Genomic DNA, 17,409 nt, shown 5'->3' with positions numbered 1-17,409 from the left:
AATGATTTTATAATACCGGCATCACAAGAGTGGAGTTTTTAGTATCCTGTACGAAGAGAAGCTGCCGGACGCAGAAATGAATTTTTTGTTATAAAATCGTTGTTATTCAGGCAACATTCATATAGGGACAGATCTAAACTCAAAACGCAATAACAAAATCACCATGAAAATTCTCAGGTATAGTTTGATATCCGCACTTCTTTTTTTGATTGCTTTTATTTCAACTTCTGTCACAGCACAGGAGATTATTCGTCACCCCAGCATCTCTCCCGACGGAGACGCCATCGTCTACTCCTGGCAGGGAGATATCTGGCACATAGATCTGGAATCAAATACTCAAATCCCTAACCGTTTAACGATACATGAAGCGTACGACAGCGGGCCGATTTTCAATGATGACGGATCTGCCATTGCATTTACAAGCAGCAGGTTTGGTAATGGCGATATTTTCAAAATGAGCTTACCCAACGGAAATGTTGAGCAGATCACATACCGGAGCAGCGGCGATCAGCTGACCGACTGGTCGGGTTCAACTCTCCTTTTCACCACCGAACGAGATTTCAATGCCGTGGAGTGGGATGCAGAAGTGCATACTGTGTCTGAGAACGGCGGAACGCCCATGAGAAAATCCGATGCATTTGCGGAGTTTGCGACAATGTCACCCGACGGCCAGTACATCGCCATGGTTCGCGGTTCTTGTCGTATAGCCCGTGAAGCCTATCGCGGATCTGCCAATCTCGATATCTGGCTGATGAATACAGAAACAGGCGAATACACAAAGCTGACAACCTTCAACGGAAATGACTACATGCCCCGCTGGGTTGATGACAGCACAATTCGGTTCATCAGTGCGAGAAGCGGCCGGTATAATATTCATGAATTGACGATAGACGACAATGGCGAGTCAACCATTGGCGATCAGTTAACAAGCGAAGAAGAGTTTGGTATTCGCCATTTTGATGTAGCAAATGACGGCAGTATGGTCTACACCTCCGGCGGTAATCTTGTGAATGTCGCCGCAAACGGATTTGCTCAAAACATCCGGCCGGTTCATAATGGTGACTTTCGGTTTGATCCGGTCGTATACGAATCAAAATCCAGCGGACTAAGCGGATTTGCCGTTACGCCCGATGGAAGCGAATCGGCCCTCGAAATTGACGGTGAGATTTTTGTTACGGAAAACGACGATGAGAAATCCAAGACGAAAAATGTATCGAAGCACGCATATCGTGACAGGGATGCATCCTGGATCAACGACTCAACGCTTGTGTTTACGTCTGACCGGACCGGCAACTACGAAATTTACCTGGCCGTCTCAACGGATGATAACAAACCAAGCCTGGTCGAAACGCTGAAGCAGGACCTGCGTCAGCTTACCGATACTGACGCCGACGAAATGGACATGAGTATCTCACCCGACGGATCTAAAATCAGCTATGTGGAGGACTCAGAGTGGATTATAGCCGACATCAGCGCGGATGAGGGAATTACCAATCGCAGCGTCTGGCACGACGAATACTGGAATCTGCCGGATGATGTAGCCTGGAGTCCTGATTCCAAATGGATTGCCTATTCTCAGGCCAACCTCTACTTCAACAATGAGATTTTTATCCGATCAGCCGATGGTGAAACAGATCCCGTAAACGTCAGCATGCATCCAAAAGGTGACGGCTCGCCTGTCTGGAGTCCCGATGGCAAGAAACTGGCCTTTATCAGCGAGCGAAACGGCATGAATTACGATGTCTGGATGGCATGGCTCAACGAGGAAGACTGGGACAAAACGCAGCAGGATCGTGAGGAAGGCCTATACTTTGCCGAAGAAACCGATGAAACAGACTCCGATGAAGATACGGAAGAGGCTGACGTGGTAGTTGAGATTGATTTGGATGGCATTCACGAACGCCTTGTACAGCTTACCCGCGGAAGCGGAAGCGAGTATAATCCCGTCTTCAACGGAGACAGCGACCACGTCTATTTTGTCTCCTCATCACTGGGCGATGAATCATCAGAAATCTACAAGGTGAAAACCGATGGCAGCGACCTGGCTCAGGTCACCTCCAGCGGAGCATCGCCGTACGGACTTACCCTGGCCGGTGGTGATCACCACATCTTTTATGTTTCGAGAGGTCAACTGGCAATGCTTAACGCCAGCAACGATAACACAGAGACAGTAGCGTTCAGAGCCAGCTACAAACGTGATTTTGAGGCTGAAAAACGGCAGATGTTTGATGAGGCATGGGGCATTCTAAACCGCGGGTTCTACGATCCCGATTTTCACGGACAGGATTTTGTTGGGCTGCGGGAGCAGTACGAACCACTGGCGATGGCGACCTCAACCCTTACGGACTTCCGTTTTGTATTTAATCTGATGCTGGGTCAGCTCAATGCCAGCCACATGGGCATGTACGGCGGTGACCGCGATGAAACTCAGGATATGGAGACCGGACTGTTGGGCGCAGAACTGAGGCCACACGACAGTGGTGGTGTGGAGGTAACGCGAGTGATTCCCGGAACCCCGGCAGACAGAGATCAAAGCAAACTCTACGAAGGTGACGTTATCACGCTCATCAACGGAACGGAGTTGACCGAAGGCGATAACGTCTACCGCCACTTTGAGCGAACTGAAGATGAAGAAGTTCTGCTGAATGTGGAATCCGCTGACGGTGACGAGCGAGAAATTGTGATAAGGCCTGCTGGAAGTATCGGCAACAAGCTATATGACGAGTGGGTGGCCAGCCGGCGGGAGCTCACCGAAGAGTATTCAGATGGGCGCCTGGGCTACATCCACATCCGCGGCATGAACATGCCCAGCTTTGAACGGTTTGAGCGGGAGCTGATGGCATCCGGCTACGAAAAAGATGGCATTGTGATTGATGTTCGCTACAATGGTGGCGGCTGGACGACCGACTACCTGATGGCGGTTCTGAATGTGGATCAGCACGCCTACACGATTCCCCGTGGAGCGGTGGACGGTGATCTGGAAGAGAATAAGGATAAGTTTCGCGAGTACTACCCTTACTCGGAGCGCCTGCCGCTGAGTGCGTGGACAAAGCCCTCGGTAGCGCTGGCCAACGAAAGCAGCTACTCCAATGCCGAGATCTTCTCTCACGCCTATAAAAACCTGGGCATTGGCGACCTTGTCGGCGTTGAAACCTTCGGTGCGGTCATTTCAACCGGTGGCGCCCGTTTGATTGATGGTTCACGTGTTCGTTTACCCTTCCGCGGCTGGTACGTAAAGAACAGCGATCAGAATATGGACTTCAGCGGCGCTGTGCCGGACCACGAAGTCCACAATGCGCCCGATTACCGAACGGGAGAAGATACCCAGCTGAGGGAAGCCGTAAACATACTGTTGAATCAGCTGGATGACGCGCGGTGAAGCGGTTAACTATTTGAGATAACTACAAAAGGGATAGCCGGATATCGGTTATCCTTTTTTTGATCATCCCCCATTAAAGTGGATGCTAGTCTGCAATAGAGACAAATTGCCTCTATTTTTTAGCTTTCCACGTATTACAGCAGCACGGTTAAACACTGTATCGAAATATGATTCGATCTCATGGTGGTAAATTGAAATCATATACTAAAATTTAATGCTACATCCGCTCTAACCTATTTAAGCTGTAAAATTAAAATTCTGCCCTGGGGATCATCTATATACTGAACAGCTTGGCATAGTTTAGGTACTTGCCCAAACAGGCTAAAACACATCGGATTTGTTTCAGACATTCCATCTTTGTTAACGAACACTTTGAAGAAAAAAGCCGACATCATTTTGGATGAGACAGGAAAAGTTAAGAAGCAGCTTGTACGCCTTTAGATTACCTTGATTAGAACTGATGCCAATCCGCATTTTTGAACTAAGTGAAATACCTAACTGTTTGTGAAATAAGCAGATGCGGGGCTGATAGAGAATTAAACTATCCAATTTTTTTGTCAGAGCCGCATTTGAAAATTGCAACATCAATTCAAGAAATCGATAGAGGGTTTTATGAAGAGTTATCATTCAAATTTATTTCTATCTGTAATCTTATTCGTCATAACCGCATTCACAATCAGTTCCTGTTCTTCGACTGGAGAAATGTTAAACAAGGTCCGCATATTCGAAGTAAAAGTTGAAGCCTTAGACACAAATGATAATCCCATATCCGGAGCGGTAGTAGAGGCTTCCAATGGTGAACAGACATCAACAGATTCTACCGGAATGGCTACTCTTGAATTTGGAGCAGCCGGTGTATATACAGTAACTGTGATGGCAGACAACAGGGCTCCATCAACATTCACGGTTACTATGCCGACCGATGAAGGTAAAAAAATGACTGCCAGGTTAGCCGACAAGGTAACTTATTCAGGTTACGCGGATTTTAGAGCCGGGAACATTGGTCAGTTTTATAATATGATGTTTAACTGGATGTTCAGTTCCTATGGATATAAGATGGACTTATCTGACTACCAGAGTGGAGAATGGACAGAATGGAAGATTCATACACCCGATTCTGAAAATCCCGTACATTTAAGAAAGGCCTTTTTGAAAGAGACGGAAAATGGCAGGCAGTGGTGGAAGATTAAAATGAAAGGTGAGCAAATAGAGGATCAGTACGTTGTTGAAGTTCTATTTAGTGAAGACCGAAGTTCTATACGCCGAATTCGCGAAAAAATTGGTGATGAAGAGCCCAGAGAAAGGCCTGTCACAGAAAACTGGTATAATTCACCTCGTGAATTGACTTCTGAGTCAATTGAAGGCGCAGTTACTGAAGAAGATATTTCAGTAGAAATACCTGCAGGATCATTTACGGCCGATCTGCTTGAATTTGGTGTTTCTCCATCCGTTGCCCTTATGTTATGGAGAGTACCTGACGTTCCAGGCGGAGTTGCCAAATATTTGACTCAAAATTCAGAAGATGAATCAATGATTTATAGAAGTGAACTATTCAATTATGGCAGTGGCGCAGAAACCGAATTAAATTCATATTGATCCGGCTGTAAAAAATTAATGTTTGTAAACGATAATCCGTTGACCTTGAAATCAGGTCCAATTAAACAGGCGCATAAATATGCGCCTGTTATATTTTAAATCAAGTTTTGAAAAATAGTAAAATTGTTAAAAATATTTTGATAAAGGAATTTTTGATGGATAAAATGATGATACCTATTAGATAAATTGGCTGGTATTAACCCCACACCTGAGCCGGACATTATCTCGCAGTTACGATAAAGACTTGATTACGGCTTTTTTCGCACTGTTGCAAAAAGATCTGCTATGAGAATCAAACCAACGCTTATAAGCATCACTTTAATCCTATCAACACTTGATCATTCCTGCATGAGTGAAGAGACAGAAGACAATGAGACATCATCATCAGAAATCGAAACGCAATATGACCCGGGTCAGGGCTGGGCGCTTGACTGATCGGATGAGTTTGATGATGATTCACTCGATGCAAACAACTTGAACCGGCAGGTCGTTTATGCAGGTCAATTTAATGAAGAGTGGCAGCGATATACGGACAGCAGCGAAAATTCATATGTAGAAGACGGAAATCTGGTCATTAAGGCCATTCATGAAGGTGACACTCACGGCATGGATGAATATACATCGGCCCGACTTAACACCGCCAATAAACAGACTTGGAAATACGGGAAAATTGCCGCCAGAATAAAACTTCCCTATGGCGAAGGCATATGGTCGTCTTTCTGGATGCTGGGTGCAAATATTGATGAAAATGGTAGCGACACCCCTGGCCCCAGAGTGGAGAGATCGATATTCTTGAACTATATGGAACCGAGGACGATTCGGTGGTTGAAGCCAATCTGCACTATGCTGACGAATCCGGAGAACATGCCCAAATGGGTGCTGTACCATATGAATTAGAGGATGGCAAATTTGCGGATGACTTTCACATTTTCGAATTGGAGTGGGATGAAAATGAAATTAAGTGGTTTGTGGATGGAGAGCAGTATGCGTCCATGGCAATCACATCAGATGAGCTCTCTGAATTCCACCAGGAATTTTTTCTTCTGCTGAACATAGCTGTGGGCGGTACCTGGGCCGGCAGGCCTGATGAAACGACTGACTTTCCTTAATTTATGTATGTAGATTGGGTAAGGGTTTATAAGCAGGTTTGATGAGGAAAGCACTTTTAGTATAAGCTGCAACTGACTACAATTGGGGCAACAGCCGATGGTTGAACGATCTTTGATTCATATGATTTAGCATACCCATCCCCTATTGTAGATTGAACATCTCCTTGATAGACTTTGTTTTTTTAAGCAGAAGATGTCTTTTTACAACTATATCATGAATTGAAAATACCTTAATAATGTGCGGACGATATACGCTAATCGAAAACCTGAAGGATTTAGAAGAATGGTTTGACGCCGACCGTATTGAGCTGGATGAATTGCAGCCAAGCTACAATGTCGCCCCGAGCCAGATGGTGCCTGTAGTGGGCGAAAATGAAGAAGGCAGGCGGTCCATTCTTCCGTTTCAGTGGGGCTTTTTGCCATTCTGGGCCGATGAAAAAGATATAAGCTACAGCATGATAAATGCCCGCGCGGAGACATTGGACAGCAAACGATCGTACAAGCGCAATTTCAAACGATACAGATGCCTGGTGCCTGCCTCCGGGTTCTATGAGTGGTCGGGCGAGAAAGGCGATAAAGAGCCCTGTTATATTTACCCTACCGAAGAGCCGGTATTCGCTTTTGCAGGAATTTATAACGTGTGGCAGTCGCCTGATGACGATGAAACCATTCCAACCTTTACGATCGTAACTACGGACGCAAATAAAAAGATAAAAGAGCTGCATGACCGCATGCCGGCCATACTCATGAAAGATGAGTGGGAAGAATGGCTCGATCCGCTGAATGATGATACGGAGACGCTGAAAGAGCTTTTACAATCATTTCCGGATGACGCTTTGGATTTTCATCAGGTCTCCAAGAAGGTCAATAACGTAGAGAATAACGATAAAGAGTTAATTGAACCTATCGAGTAACAGCCCGGGAATTAAAGGGTAAGTACTATTCAAAATATATTATTATTCCGGCCTCTCCGAATACACGATGCATAAAGCTGGTCCAAACATACCCTTCACACTGTAAACTGTACAATGTTTACCACATTATTGAATTGCGGTAGATTCTTCGCGATATAGTATATCCAGTAAAAGTGCCGCTGTCCAGGAGAAGTTCTCGATGCCATATCCCTCGCCACTATTTGTATCGAAATATTCACGGAAACCACTCAAAAAAGGAAGTTGGATTATAGAATTTCTTACCTGCTTAACATAATCGTCAAACCCGTACTGTTTCAATCCCTCATATAGCAACCAGTTCATGTTTATCCATACCGGGCCTCTCCAGTAGGTTCGTGCCGAGTAGTCATCACCACTCCGGTCATAACTCGGGGCAGGGAAACAGCTATCTGTCATCTGACAAAAACAATGCGTATTCAGATACTCGAAAATTTGCTGTTTTCGATTCTGATCCGGGATGCTGGCGTAAATAGGCAGAAACCCTGAGAGTACTCGTGCCTGAATTTGTTTTGATGCCTTTAAATCATAATCAACGTACATCTGTTCCCTGTCGAGCCATAGCTTATCGTTCATTTTATCGGCTATCTGGTCGGCCCGTGTCTTAAAGGGCTCAGGATTTTCACCTATTATTTCGGCGATCTCTGCCAGGTCCTGGTTTGCCTTGCATAGCAATGTGTTGAATAGAACATCCTGTACTAAAAACGGGCAATCATCATTTCTGATTTTTGCTTCATCATACTTTCTTTCACGGAAAAAATTTACAAGGTAAACATATGTATCATATTCCGGTTTTGAGGGACGCTCGTCAGGCTCAACATTATTAATATCCTTACGACTGTATGCCGGGATATAGCTTGGTTCAATTTCTATTCGATTTAAAATGCCATCCCAGATGGGTGAGTTGTCTTGTCCTGATTCCCAGGGATGACGGATGTAAACCAATCCTTCATTATTCGGATCACGTTCACGATCCAGATACTGATGCCATGCTTTAAGCCTGGGAAATATTTCTGAGGCAAAAGCAACTGCCCGCTCCCGGTCCGGTGCATATTCGATCAGATGCCGAACACCTGTTGCGTGAATGGGAGGCTGACAAATACCTGACGTTTTTATGTGATCCGGAGCGTTGGGAGACGTTTCTGACTGCCAAAAATCAGGCCCCGGAAAATATTTTTCTGACTGATGTTCCTGGTCGAAAATGATTTGAGGGATCATCCCATTTTTCCACTGCCCTTCAAACAAATGACGAAGTTCCTGTTCTGCACGATCCTTATCATAATGTGTGTATCCAAAAGCTATGAAGACCGAATCCCATGACCATTGATGGGGATACTGGTTTTTTGAGGGACGGGTGAAAGATCCTGACCAGTTGGCCTGAAGAACATCTTTTGCAGATTGAATAAGCTCATTCAGTTCTTTCTCTGTGATTTCCGGGGCAGGATTTTTCATTATTCAATTTCTTGTTATGATTTACGTAGTTAGTTGTAAGGTTGTCATTTTTTATAGAAAAGTTAGACTGATATTTAACTTTTAACTTACGGCAACCTATTACATATAGATAACGACGTTTAGGATTCACAAAATTCCATACTGTTCAATCATACCGTTTACGATGTAAAGCCCGACATAATGGAAAATTGTCGCTATTGTTCAACATATAAGCAATTAAGGCGATGATCTTCATGCACTCGGTTCCGGCACCGATACTGAGCACCCCGGACTTATTGGAGAAACCCGAGACTATCCATAAACTGAACATTTATTCACCACTACATCCTGGTAACATTCGTTGATCCTTTTCATAGTGACTGATGCCATATAGCTCAAGCGATTGAACGATTCATTCTTTCAGATGATTTTAAAAGTCAGATATGAATTGGGTGAATGAAATCAATAATGGATTAAATACGCCGGGTATCGCTGCCTTGCTTACCGGCCTGTTCGTATTTGCCGGGTCTGCCTTTTATCATGTAATAAAGGTCGTGAAGGGTCAAACCAAAGACTGGCAAACTTTTCTGGCTGCCCTGGTGCCGATGATTACCGGCACAACCTACCTGACCATCTTACTGGGATCCGGTGCGATGCAGCTGTCCGACGGCCGGATCTTTCACATCGCCCGCTGGATAGACGCCTGTTTCGTAAGCCCGCTTATCATTTTAAGCATAGTACTCTTGCTGGGGCCGCTGATTCGTAAACTAACGCGCCCTGTTACCCTTTTACTGATTGCCAATTTTCTAACCATGTTTGGCGGGCTGCTGGCCGGGCTGCAAACGGAACCGGTCATCGGCTGGATCTGGTACGGCTATGGATTATTGGCCTACCTGGGTTGCGTCCTGCTTCTACTCTTCACGATCCCCAAAGCAGCGGAGAAGCTTTCCGTTGACCCTGGCCGGCTGAAGGCGTACCGCCGTTTTGCTGCGATATACGTATTAATCACACTCGCTTTTCCTGTCATCTGGCTCTTCACCCCCGCTGCTCTGGGCCAGCTGACCCTTAATGGAGAAGTGATTGCCTTTCTGCCTTTCGACCTGGCTACCAAGGTAGGACTGATGATTTTTGTGGCGCGAAAAGGTAAGCGTCTGTAAGGGCCGCATTACTGTTCTGATAGCAGTTTCAAATGAGAAAAGATGACGTGCACCGCTGAAATGAGCTCTTTGCTTCTGCCAGGAGATAGATGAGTGAACCGAATAGTCAGTGGCGGTTATGAGTTAGATAAATCAGATCAGTGATGATGCCCGCCTTCTCCTTTTCGCAATTCAGATAGTACAAAAAACGCACCTTTTGTCATCACCTGGCTTTCTTCGGTTATGTCTTCGAGCAGCCAAACCTCCACATAGCCTTCTTCACTCGTTCCGGTTACAACGGGAACAGCCCTTACATGTGTACCGTGATGTTCTACTTCACCGGATTAAGAAGCCTCCTCCATTTCGACATGCTCTCCCTCCTCTTCCACGATGAAGATATATGACTGTCCGCCATCTGAAATTACAGCCTCTTCAGGCAGGGAAAGCACCGTTTCCTCATCCGTCACAATCATCGCCTCCACGTACATGCCCGGTAGCAGGTTTGGTTGCTCCTCCGTTAAATGGGCATGTATACGAACCGATTTGATTAAATGAATAGCGCTCATCGTATTAGCGATATAAACCAGCCCTCAGAGGTACTGTCATTATCTGAGTAGTTTGATAGAATTGCTCCTTAGTATCCAAAGGGACCGATAATGACATTTAAATACGGATTTGAATGAAAAGCGGAACAGGGAATGTATTCGGTCACCAAAATAATGGATGGAGTACTAAAGAGTGCATCTTAAAGATAGTTGAGCCGGAATTTAAAAAAATTTTGCGGAAGTTGAGCTGAGAACTATACCCTGTACACCACCGAATTAATATTCATTCCGGCTCCCACAGACGCGAGGACGATATGATCCCCCAGATTCAGTGTTTGACCGTTCATCTTCTCCCGCAAAACCAGGTCGAGCAGTGTGGGGACCGTGGCAACGCTGCTATTTCCCAACTTGTTGATCGTCATGGGCATAATGTCGCCGGGGATCTCATTTACATCGTACAGTTTAAAAAGACGCTCCAGTATTGACTCGTCCAGTTTTTCATTGGCCTGATGGATCAGCACCTTGCCGATGTCGCCCAGTTCAAGTCCGGCATCGTCAATACTTTCCTTCACCAGTCCCGGCACGTGGGTGATAGCATACTGATACAATTTACGCCCGTTCATCTTCATAAAAAGGGTATCGCCGTAGTCCTCTTTGTAGGATTGTTCCATCTCCAGAAAGTACGCCTGGGTCATCGTATCTGAGCGGGATGCATGGGCGAGAATACCGTTGCTGCTTCCCGGCTCACTCACCTCCAGAACAGTGGCTCCGGCACCATCGGCATAGATCATGCTGTCGCGATCGTGGGGATCGCAGACGCGTGAGAGCGTTTCCGTGCCGATCACCAGCGCGGATGAGGCATCGCCGCTTCGGATATAGTAGTTCGCCTGGATGATCCCCTGCAGCCAGCCCGGACATCCAAATGGCAGATCGTACACCACACACTTTGAATTCCTGATGCCGAGACTGTTTTTAACCCGTGACGCCAGGGCCGGCACCATATCCGATCGTCGATTGTTGTGCAGGATATCACCAAAATTATGGGCTACGATGATATAATTGAGCTCTTCAGGATCAAGCCCGGACGATTCCAGCGCTCTCTCAGCAGCTATAGTTCCCATATCTGATGCCATCATATCGTCATCGGCGTAGCGACGCTCCCTGATACCGGTAATCTGTTGAAACTTTTCGATAATCTCCCGGTTGCTCTTATCAAAAGGCTCGCCATTTTTTTGGAGGAACCTGTTGTTTAAAAAATCTTCGTTAGTGACAATATTATCCGGAATATAAGAGCCTGTTCCGGTGATGATCGTACGGATTAGATTTTCCATGGTGCCGAGGGTTTAAGCAAATGAATTAAAAGCTTATCTATTGCAGATACGAAAAATGCAGATTAGTTTCACATTTTTAGAGAATGAAATGCACTGTTTTGAAAAGCATGACTATTTTGCTCCCCTGGCGAAACTTCAGCAGGTATTGTTTCTGGGGAAGTCGAAAAGAGGTTGAACATTCAAAAACCGCATTGGTTACACGGATCACCAATGTCTAAGGTGAAAATTAAGAGTAACTTCTGCTGGTAAAAGCACGATATGTGAACGATAGAAATTACTTTTATTAAGTACCGAATCATTTTGTTCTAAAATCGTACTCAGCAATGAGTCCTGAGCCTGCTATAGAGCATTTGTAATTGAATACTTGATTTTAAATTTCAGGGTAACTTCAGAGAGGCAATCCTCTAAATGCTAGAGTATCGAATTGTGGGTTGACTTGTCTTGCTTTTGATCTATAAAAATTTATTCAAAAAAGAGGCGTGACTTCGGTCTTAATTCCATAATCTGCCAAGTTCAAAATTATGTATTCTCGGTTCGAAATTTTTGCAACCAGACCCTGTATAGGCTGCAATTTCACTAAAGAAAAAATAAAATTATCACCATACATGAAATCCATCCGTATAAAGTCTCTTGCTTTCGATAATTCTTCTGCAAATTCTATCATTTTTTGAAACCCGTTGGTTAGTTTAACGGGATCTTCATATTTCATTAAATAATAAACCTCAGTTCATTTCCATCTCTATCGTATAATGTATTCCCGTTTACACCCGGCCTGTCAGCTTGTACTAATTTGACATTACCGTTAAAAAAAATCTATACTCATTCGGTTTATTTCCCAATGAATTAAGTATAACGGGCTGAATAAATATCCAACGGTGTATCGGTTGGTAACCCCATTTAAGTGAATAAAGACTATGTGGTTATTTTAACCAGGATTTACAAATATTCACGATCTGCTCTTAGGAAAAAGAAGGGTTGGTGTCCACAATGACTCTTTTCCCATTCATGTGATTGGGTTTGATTATGTATGTATCCGGTAGATTTTTAAATGGAATATCATTCGGGTCGTCCGAAATATGCAGCATTGGCAGTAGAATTTTATCTGACTCTTGATCTCCTAATCGTTGTCTTACATTGTCCCGATTCTGCACCTTATCAGAAAATTGAACTAATAGCGGATCCGTGTCAAAAATTTTTCTCCAGTGGACTTTCTTACTAAATGAAGATGGATTTTTTAAATCCATACGGTTTCCGTGAACTCTGAAAAAATTATCTCTGATATTCTCAAAACCTCTGAGAAACTCTCTTATTAGAAGATAATTATAGCTTATCAGCGGTAACTTGCTTAATAGATAATGTTTTAAAAGAGGGCTTTGAATTACCCTTGATTTTTCGAAATTCCGATTTTTAAAGTCTCGTTCTTTCAAATAGTGTCGTTTTTGGCCAATTATGGCTGTGTTGAAGCGGCTAAATGGCCGATTTACAGCCATTCAGCCGCTCCCAGACATACTCCACCCATCAGGTGGCCCTTGCCGGGGTAATATTCTTCTGTTTCTTTGACCAGGTAATTCCGCGTTCAATGTTCCAGCAGATAGACGCCATCACAAAGCGGGCTTTGTTTCTTACCTTCGTTTTGGCCTTGGCCCATCGCAGGCCATAGCGATCTTTGATCGATGCAAATGGGTGCTCCACTTGCGAGCGAACCTGCTGGTGACGCTTGTTTCGTTTTTTCTGAGAAGAACTCAGTGGGTCATTCCGTTTTCCTTTATCCAGGATGCCGTAATACCAGCCGTCGTCCCGGGCCATCTGTTTCAGGCTATCGCGGTCGTAGGCTTTATCGCCAAACAGGCTGCGTTCATCCTCACACACCAGGTCTTCAAGTACGGTGCTGTCGTGAGGCGCGGCGGGGGTAAAGGCAATCTTACGGATGAGTTTACTGCCTGCATCCACGCCAATATGGCCTTTATAGCCGAAATAGTAGGTGCCACCCTTTTTCGTAGAGTTGGCATCCGTGTCGATTTGTGGAGAGGGATCCGCATCCAGCTGCTCACGTTTCTTGTCGGACAGCGGCCGGTTCACCGAGTCAATAATCGTGGCATCAACAACGGTTCCCTGCCGCAGCAGCAGGCCTTTGGCGTCCAGTTGATCTGTGATTTCTTCGAAAAGTTCTTCAACAAGATCCTCGCTGGCCAGTGCCTCGCGAAACCGCCAAAACGTTGTAAAGTCAGGCACGGTCTGATCCAGTGGCAACCCGGCGAATCGTCGAAAGCTCAGCCGGTCGATCAGATGGTCCTCAAGTTGTGGGTCACTCAGCTGATACAGGTACTGAAGAAACAACCCGCGGATCATCCACCGAACCGGTTTACAGGGTTGTCCACCTTTAGGGCCCGTTTTGTCAATGCGACGGCCAATTTCGTAAAGTGGCTCCCAGTCGATCCACTCGTCAATCTCCTGAAGGCGCTTGGTAGACCGCGAAACTTGGGTGGAATTGCTGGCCCATTGGTCTAAGATGCTGAGTTGATGACGTTTATCCATGGATAATCTCTATTTATTGAACAATTACTGAATCAGTTGCCGAAAACTACAAATCAACCATCAAAACCCGAAATAATGGGGGTTCTGCAAAGCCCTCAAAAATTTTATTCATCAATAATAGCTCACATACGCATAAGATTGCAATACATATTTAGTCGATTCTTAAAACTGAAAAAAACTGTTGGGTAACTTCACCCGTGCTCAGCGGGCCTTCTTGCATCGAAATGGATGCTTCGATTACATTGATCAATCACTTTCCTAGCCCGTTTGGCTTCGGTGGAAAACGTCATATCCATCCTCCCGGATTATGGTGTCCGTCGGGGCCCGATAGATTCGGCTTCTCAATTCATAGACAGCAACCGAATAAGAGAAATAATGCAGCGACTCCATACCGGCCAATCAGGTTGCAATAATGAATAGACCCGCCGGGATCGCGGGGAAAGTGTGCTGAAAATAAGCCTCATCACATAAATACCGGCCAAAAAGGATGGGTTTGCCGTATGCAAGGTAAAGATGTGTCACACAGGCCGGTACCTCATTAACGTAGTCGTATTCGAAGTTTCGACTGAGCAACAGGCATCCGACCAAAAAAAACGAATCGGCAGGCTATTTGTCCGGAATGGCTGTATTGCCCGGCTTATGCATGCTATAAATAATCCCAATCGATTCAGTCAGATAAAAAGACCAGCTTTTGACCGGTGTCAATAAAGTCAGCAGATAGGATGCGTAAAATGTCGGATTGGGTTTATTTGGCAGAAGTATGTGTGATCAGTTGAATATTTTGGGACGAGTGCGGTAGTCTGCTTGCAAAATAGATACTAAAACAACCCTGTTTATGCACGCCGAAATACCGATTTTTTCTACGATATAAATCAGGGGCGACTGAAAGTTTATTGAAGCCTGTAATGCACTACTGTACGGCTGATATTTTTTTTCATTTTAAAATAAAAATTTCTCCTTCTTATAGTCATTTCTATGTAAATCTGAATTGCAATCATTTGGTACATATATACTTCAGTAAAATTTATTTTTTATAACATTTATACAATCAATTAAGCGTCTTGGACTTACAAAAGTAAACAAGGGATTGTTTTTACATTAATCCATTTTAATTATAATCTTCAAAAAATACAGGTAGATTCGAGGAAAGCTATTTAAGAGGATTTTACACATTGCGTTTTAGGCTAAGGAGAAAAATTACAGTTATATGCTACAAACTAACATACAGGCGGGGATTGCTGTCATTCTTACATTTTGTTTTGTGTATTATCTGATTCCGATTCTTATTAAGATTACGTGCGAAAAGAAACTTTACGATATACCTGATGGAGATCGGAAGATTCACAATGATTTTATTTCACCCATGGGCGGAGTAGCACTTTTCATGGGCATCTTTCTGGGATTTTCGCTAAGCGGTGCAGCCGAAAATATAAATGGTTTATCCTATCTGTTTGCCGGTTTGCTCATGCTTTTTTTCACAGGATTAAAAGACGATTTGATAAGCATATCTGCGAATAAAAAACTGGTTATTGAATTCGTTTCGGCCCTTATCGTCATGTTTGGATCCGGCATTTTAATTAATGATTTTCATGGAGTTTTGGGTATATCGGCTATTCCCCTATATCTGTCCGTTCCGTTAACCTTTTTTACAATCATAGTCATTATAAATGCTTACAACCTTATCGACGGGATAGACGGACTGAGTGGGGGTGTGGGACTTGTAGCCTCACTCTTCTTTGCCACAGGTTTTTATGCGGCGGGTAACGAAGCTATGACAGTTCTTGCAGTAATAACTGCAGCAGCACTACTTGCATTTTTACTGTATAATTTCAATCCTGCCTCTATCTTCATGGGCGACAACGGTACGCTGGTCATAGGGTTCTTACTGGCGTTCATGACGGTTCACTATATCAATTTGCAGGCGATAAACTCTTTCAGTGCAATATTTGGTAATGCGGCTGCTGTACTGCCTGTAGCATTCTTGTCCGTTCCCCTGTACGACACCTTCACCGTCGTTTTGAAGCGAATGAGCCGGGGAGCGTCCCCCTTCAGCCCCGATCGCGATCATGTCCACTACGAACTGCTGCGTATGGGCTTCACCACACGGCAGACTGCTCTTTTCATCTGTTTGGTATCAATAGCCATCAGTCTGGTAGCTATCGCACTGAGCGGTTTTAACAATAACATTGTACTGTTCAGTATACTCGGGATGATGGTCATGCTTCTCCCCACAAACGGTACCAAGCGAACCATTCTTAAAAAAATCGGTATTTTCAATTTCGATCTCTATCGCCTGAAAATTATCCGTCGCCGGCAAAACGCCGAGCCCGACGAATATAAGCGGTGGAATATCCCGGAAGAGATGAAAGAGGCGGGATAAGGTTGGTTTTTTGTAATCTGAAATAATAAAAACCATATGGTAAAGTAAGTAGACTTTTCTCAAAGTACGTAATTAAAACTTTGGGTGATTTTGCCGTTGAAGAAAAATTTTCAATCACACTTTCTAGTTCAACATGGTGAGCCACAATTGAGCTGATACCAGTGCTCCTGGAATTAGTTTTGGGATTGAAAAGCTGAATCCCAGTGGTTTTGCGGTCGAGTATTTTTGTAAAAATGGTAAAAAGCAAAATCAATCCATTACCAATTCTTATAAAAAGGATAAAACCCAAATAATTTTTAGGATTAAATATAACTTGCTGGCAAAGTTTCTTTACCAAACAGAATGTGCAGATTTGGATTTATCTTTAGACAACAGACTAATTTCCTGAATTCCGAATTGGGACACCCAGGTACCTTATTTAAACTTGGCGTTATTAATAATCACAGGCCAAATTTTTTACATGAGAAATTGTAGATTACATGTGAGCACCTTAGGTGCAATATGTCCGTAGTCCATGGTTAGTGCGCAGCGCTGACCACGGGTTAAATGTATGGGCGTAAGTTATAAAGCGCCTTAGGTGCGGCATAGCCATAGACATGTCTAATTCCCATATCATCTTCAGTATAAATTTAGTTTACTAGAGCAGATAATTTAAACTAATCAAAATCTTATTCGACCATAGAGATTATGACAAATACCTACTCACAACTATACGCAAAGCTTATTTTTGCCGTCAAAGGACGATCTAGTTTTATTCAGAATAAATGGAGTACAGAGCTCTATAAATACATAGCCGGAATTGTTCATGAGAAATCTCAGACATTGTATTCCATAGGCGGGATGGCCGACCACGTTCATTTACTTAGCGGAAATCAAGTGGGAATGGAGAGTGATAAAATCGGTTACTCTTATATTTCGCAAAGAAAGTTGTTGAAGGATGGTTTTATAAGCGGTTCAAAGCTCGATGGCTGGGGAAACCACCGGAACTGCTGCTGTTAATGATTAAGGAGATTAGCG

General features: G+C 44.1%; 15 protein-coding genes. 9 read left to right on the top strand and 6 right to left on the bottom strand.

The genetic code is table 11. The annotated features are described in order from the left end of the window. Positions 1-163: 163 nt before the first annotated feature. The 6 genes from AABW11_RS01915 to AABW11_RS01890 all read left to right on the top strand — a co-directional run bounded on the left by AABW11_RS01915 (position 164) and on the right by AABW11_RS01890 (position 6,998). Complete coding sequence (locus tag AABW11_RS01915) at positions 164-3,379, top strand: S41 family peptidase (protein ID WP_340102874.1); 3,216 nt, start codon at positions 164-166, stop codon at positions 3,377-3,379. A 702-nt stretch (positions 3,380-4,081) separates the two neighbouring features. Further along, entirely contained in the window at positions 4,082-4,975 is an 894-nt protein-coding gene (locus AABW11_RS01910; RefSeq protein WP_340102872.1) for a carboxypeptidase regulatory-like domain-containing protein, read from the top strand. Positions 4,976-5,260: 285 nt separating this feature from the next. Then, positions 5,261-5,410: a hypothetical protein gene (locus AABW11_RS01905; protein WP_340102870.1), complete on the top strand. Its 150-nt coding sequence runs from the start codon at positions 5,261-5,263 to the stop codon at positions 5,408-5,410. Between the two features lie 39 nt (positions 5,411-5,449). Further along, positions 5,450-5,872 (top strand): glycoside hydrolase family 16 protein, encoded by a 423-nt coding sequence (locus tag AABW11_RS01900; RefSeq protein ID WP_340102868.1) that lies wholly within the window; start codon positions 5,450-5,452, stop codon positions 5,870-5,872. Continuing rightward, positions 5,797-6,084, top strand: coding sequence for a family 16 glycosylhydrolase (locus AABW11_RS01895; RefSeq protein WP_340102866.1), 288 nt, complete (start codon positions 5,797-5,799; stop codon positions 6,082-6,084). Before AABW11_RS01900 ends, AABW11_RS01895 begins: the two co-directional genes overlap by 76 nt. 236 nt (positions 6,085-6,320) lie before the next feature. After that, positions 6,321-6,998, top strand: a complete 678-nt coding sequence (locus AABW11_RS01890; RefSeq protein WP_340102864.1) for an SOS response-associated peptidase — start codon at positions 6,321-6,323, stop codon at positions 6,996-6,998. A 126-nt stretch (positions 6,999-7,124) separates the two neighbouring features. Here AABW11_RS01890 and AABW11_RS01885 read toward each other — a convergent pair whose 3' ends face one another. Beyond that, positions 7,125-8,486, bottom strand: coding sequence for an amylo-alpha-1,6-glucosidase (locus tag AABW11_RS01885; RefSeq protein WP_340102862.1), 1,362 nt, complete (start codon positions 8,484-8,486; stop codon positions 7,125-7,127). A 422-nt stretch (positions 8,487-8,908) separates the two neighbouring features. Here AABW11_RS01885 and AABW11_RS01880 point away from each other — a divergent pair, with 422 nt between their 5' ends. Then, positions 8,909-9,622, top strand: a complete 714-nt coding sequence (locus AABW11_RS01880; protein ID WP_340102861.1) for a bacteriorhodopsin — start codon at positions 8,909-8,911, stop codon at positions 9,620-9,622. A 323-nt stretch (positions 9,623-9,945) separates the two neighbouring features. Here AABW11_RS01880 and AABW11_RS01875 read toward each other — a convergent pair whose 3' ends face one another. The 5 genes from AABW11_RS01875 to AABW11_RS01855 form a co-directional block, all read right to left on the bottom strand. Further along, positions 9,946-10,167 carry a hypothetical protein gene (locus AABW11_RS01875; protein WP_340102860.1) on the bottom strand — a complete coding sequence of 74 codons (222 nt, stop codon included), beginning with the start codon at positions 10,165-10,167 and terminating at the stop codon, positions 9,946-9,948. Positions 10,168-10,400: 233 nt separating this feature from the next. Beyond that, positions 10,401-11,477 (bottom strand): 3-oxoacyl-ACP synthase III family protein, encoded by a 1,077-nt coding sequence (locus AABW11_RS01870; RefSeq protein WP_340102858.1) that lies wholly within the window; start codon positions 11,475-11,477, stop codon positions 10,401-10,403. Positions 11,478-11,943: 466 nt separating this feature from the next. Beyond that, complete coding sequence (locus AABW11_RS01865; protein ID WP_340102856.1) at positions 11,944-12,186, bottom strand: hypothetical protein; 243 nt, start codon at positions 12,184-12,186, stop codon at positions 11,944-11,946. Between the two features lie 250 nt (positions 12,187-12,436). Further along, positions 12,437-12,904, bottom strand: a complete 468-nt coding sequence (locus AABW11_RS01860) for an ATP-grasp fold amidoligase family protein (protein ID WP_340102854.1) — start codon at positions 12,902-12,904, stop codon at positions 12,437-12,439. Positions 12,905-12,995: 91 nt separating this feature from the next. Continuing rightward, the gene (locus AABW11_RS01855; protein ID WP_340102852.1) at positions 12,996-14,012 is read right to left on the bottom strand and encodes an IS5 family transposase; all 1,017 of its coding nucleotides are present in this window, start codon (positions 14,010-14,012) and stop codon (positions 12,996-12,998) included. 1,207 nt (positions 14,013-15,219) lie between these two features. Between AABW11_RS01855 and AABW11_RS01850 the strand changes: the two genes are divergently transcribed. Together AABW11_RS01850 and AABW11_RS01845 are read left to right on the top strand one after the other, a co-directional pair. Beyond that, a complete protein-coding gene (locus tag AABW11_RS01850) occupies positions 15,220-16,392 on the top strand; it encodes an MraY family glycosyltransferase (protein WP_340102850.1) in 1,173 nt (390 codons plus the stop codon). 687 nt (positions 16,393-17,079) lie between these two features. Continuing rightward, complete coding sequence (locus AABW11_RS01845) at positions 17,080-17,391, top strand: transposase (RefSeq protein WP_340102848.1); 312 nt, start codon at positions 17,080-17,082, stop codon at positions 17,389-17,391. Positions 17,392-17,409 lie beyond the last annotated feature (18 nt).

The sequence above is a fragment of the Rhodohalobacter sp. 8-1 genome (genome assembly GCF_038150125.1).
Lineage (GTDB): Bacteria > Bacteroidota > Rhodothermia > Balneolales > Balneolaceae > SW132.
The sequence above is the reverse complement of the archived record's forward strand: the minus strand, read 5'-3'. Positions and strand labels throughout refer to the sequence as shown.

Coding starts and splice junctions, on each gene's coding strand:
- AABW11_RS01915 (WP_340102874.1), top strand. CDS start 164: ATGAAAATTCTCAGGTATAGTTTGATATCCGCACTTCTTTTTTTGATT.
- AABW11_RS01910 (WP_340102872.1), top strand. CDS start 4,082: ATGTTAAACAAGGTCCGCATATTCGAAGTAAAAGTTGAAGCCTTAGAC.
- AABW11_RS01905 (WP_340102870.1), top strand. CDS start 5,261: ATGAGAATCAAACCAACGCTTATAAGCATCACTTTAATCCTATCAACA.
- AABW11_RS01890 (WP_340102864.1), top strand. CDS start 6,321: ATGTGCGGACGATATACGCTAATCGAAAACCTGAAGGATTTAGAAGAA.
- AABW11_RS01885 (WP_340102862.1), bottom strand. CDS start 8,486: ATGAAAAATCCTGCCCCGGAAATCACAGAGAAAGAACTGAATGAGCTT.
- AABW11_RS01880 (WP_340102861.1), top strand. CDS start 8,909: ATGAATTGGGTGAATGAAATCAATAATGGATTAAATACGCCGGGTATC.
- AABW11_RS01875 (WP_340102860.1), bottom strand. CDS start 10,167: ATGAGCGCTATTCATTTAATCAAATCGGTTCGTATACATGCCCATTTA.
- AABW11_RS01870 (WP_340102858.1), bottom strand. CDS start 11,477: ATGGAAAATCTAATCCGTACGATCATCACCGGAACAGGCTCTTATATT.
- AABW11_RS01865 (WP_340102856.1), bottom strand. CDS start 12,186: ATGAAATATGAAGATCCCGTTAAACTAACCAACGGGTTTCAAAAAATG.
- AABW11_RS01855 (WP_340102852.1), bottom strand. CDS start 14,012: ATGGATAAACGTCATCAACTCAGCATCTTAGACCAATGGGCCAGCAAT.
- AABW11_RS01850 (WP_340102850.1), top strand. CDS start 15,220: ATGCTACAAACTAACATACAGGCGGGGATTGCTGTCATTCTTACATTT.
- AABW11_RS01845 (WP_340102848.1), top strand. CDS start 17,080: ATGACAAATACCTACTCACAACTATACGCAAAGCTTATTTTTGCCGTC.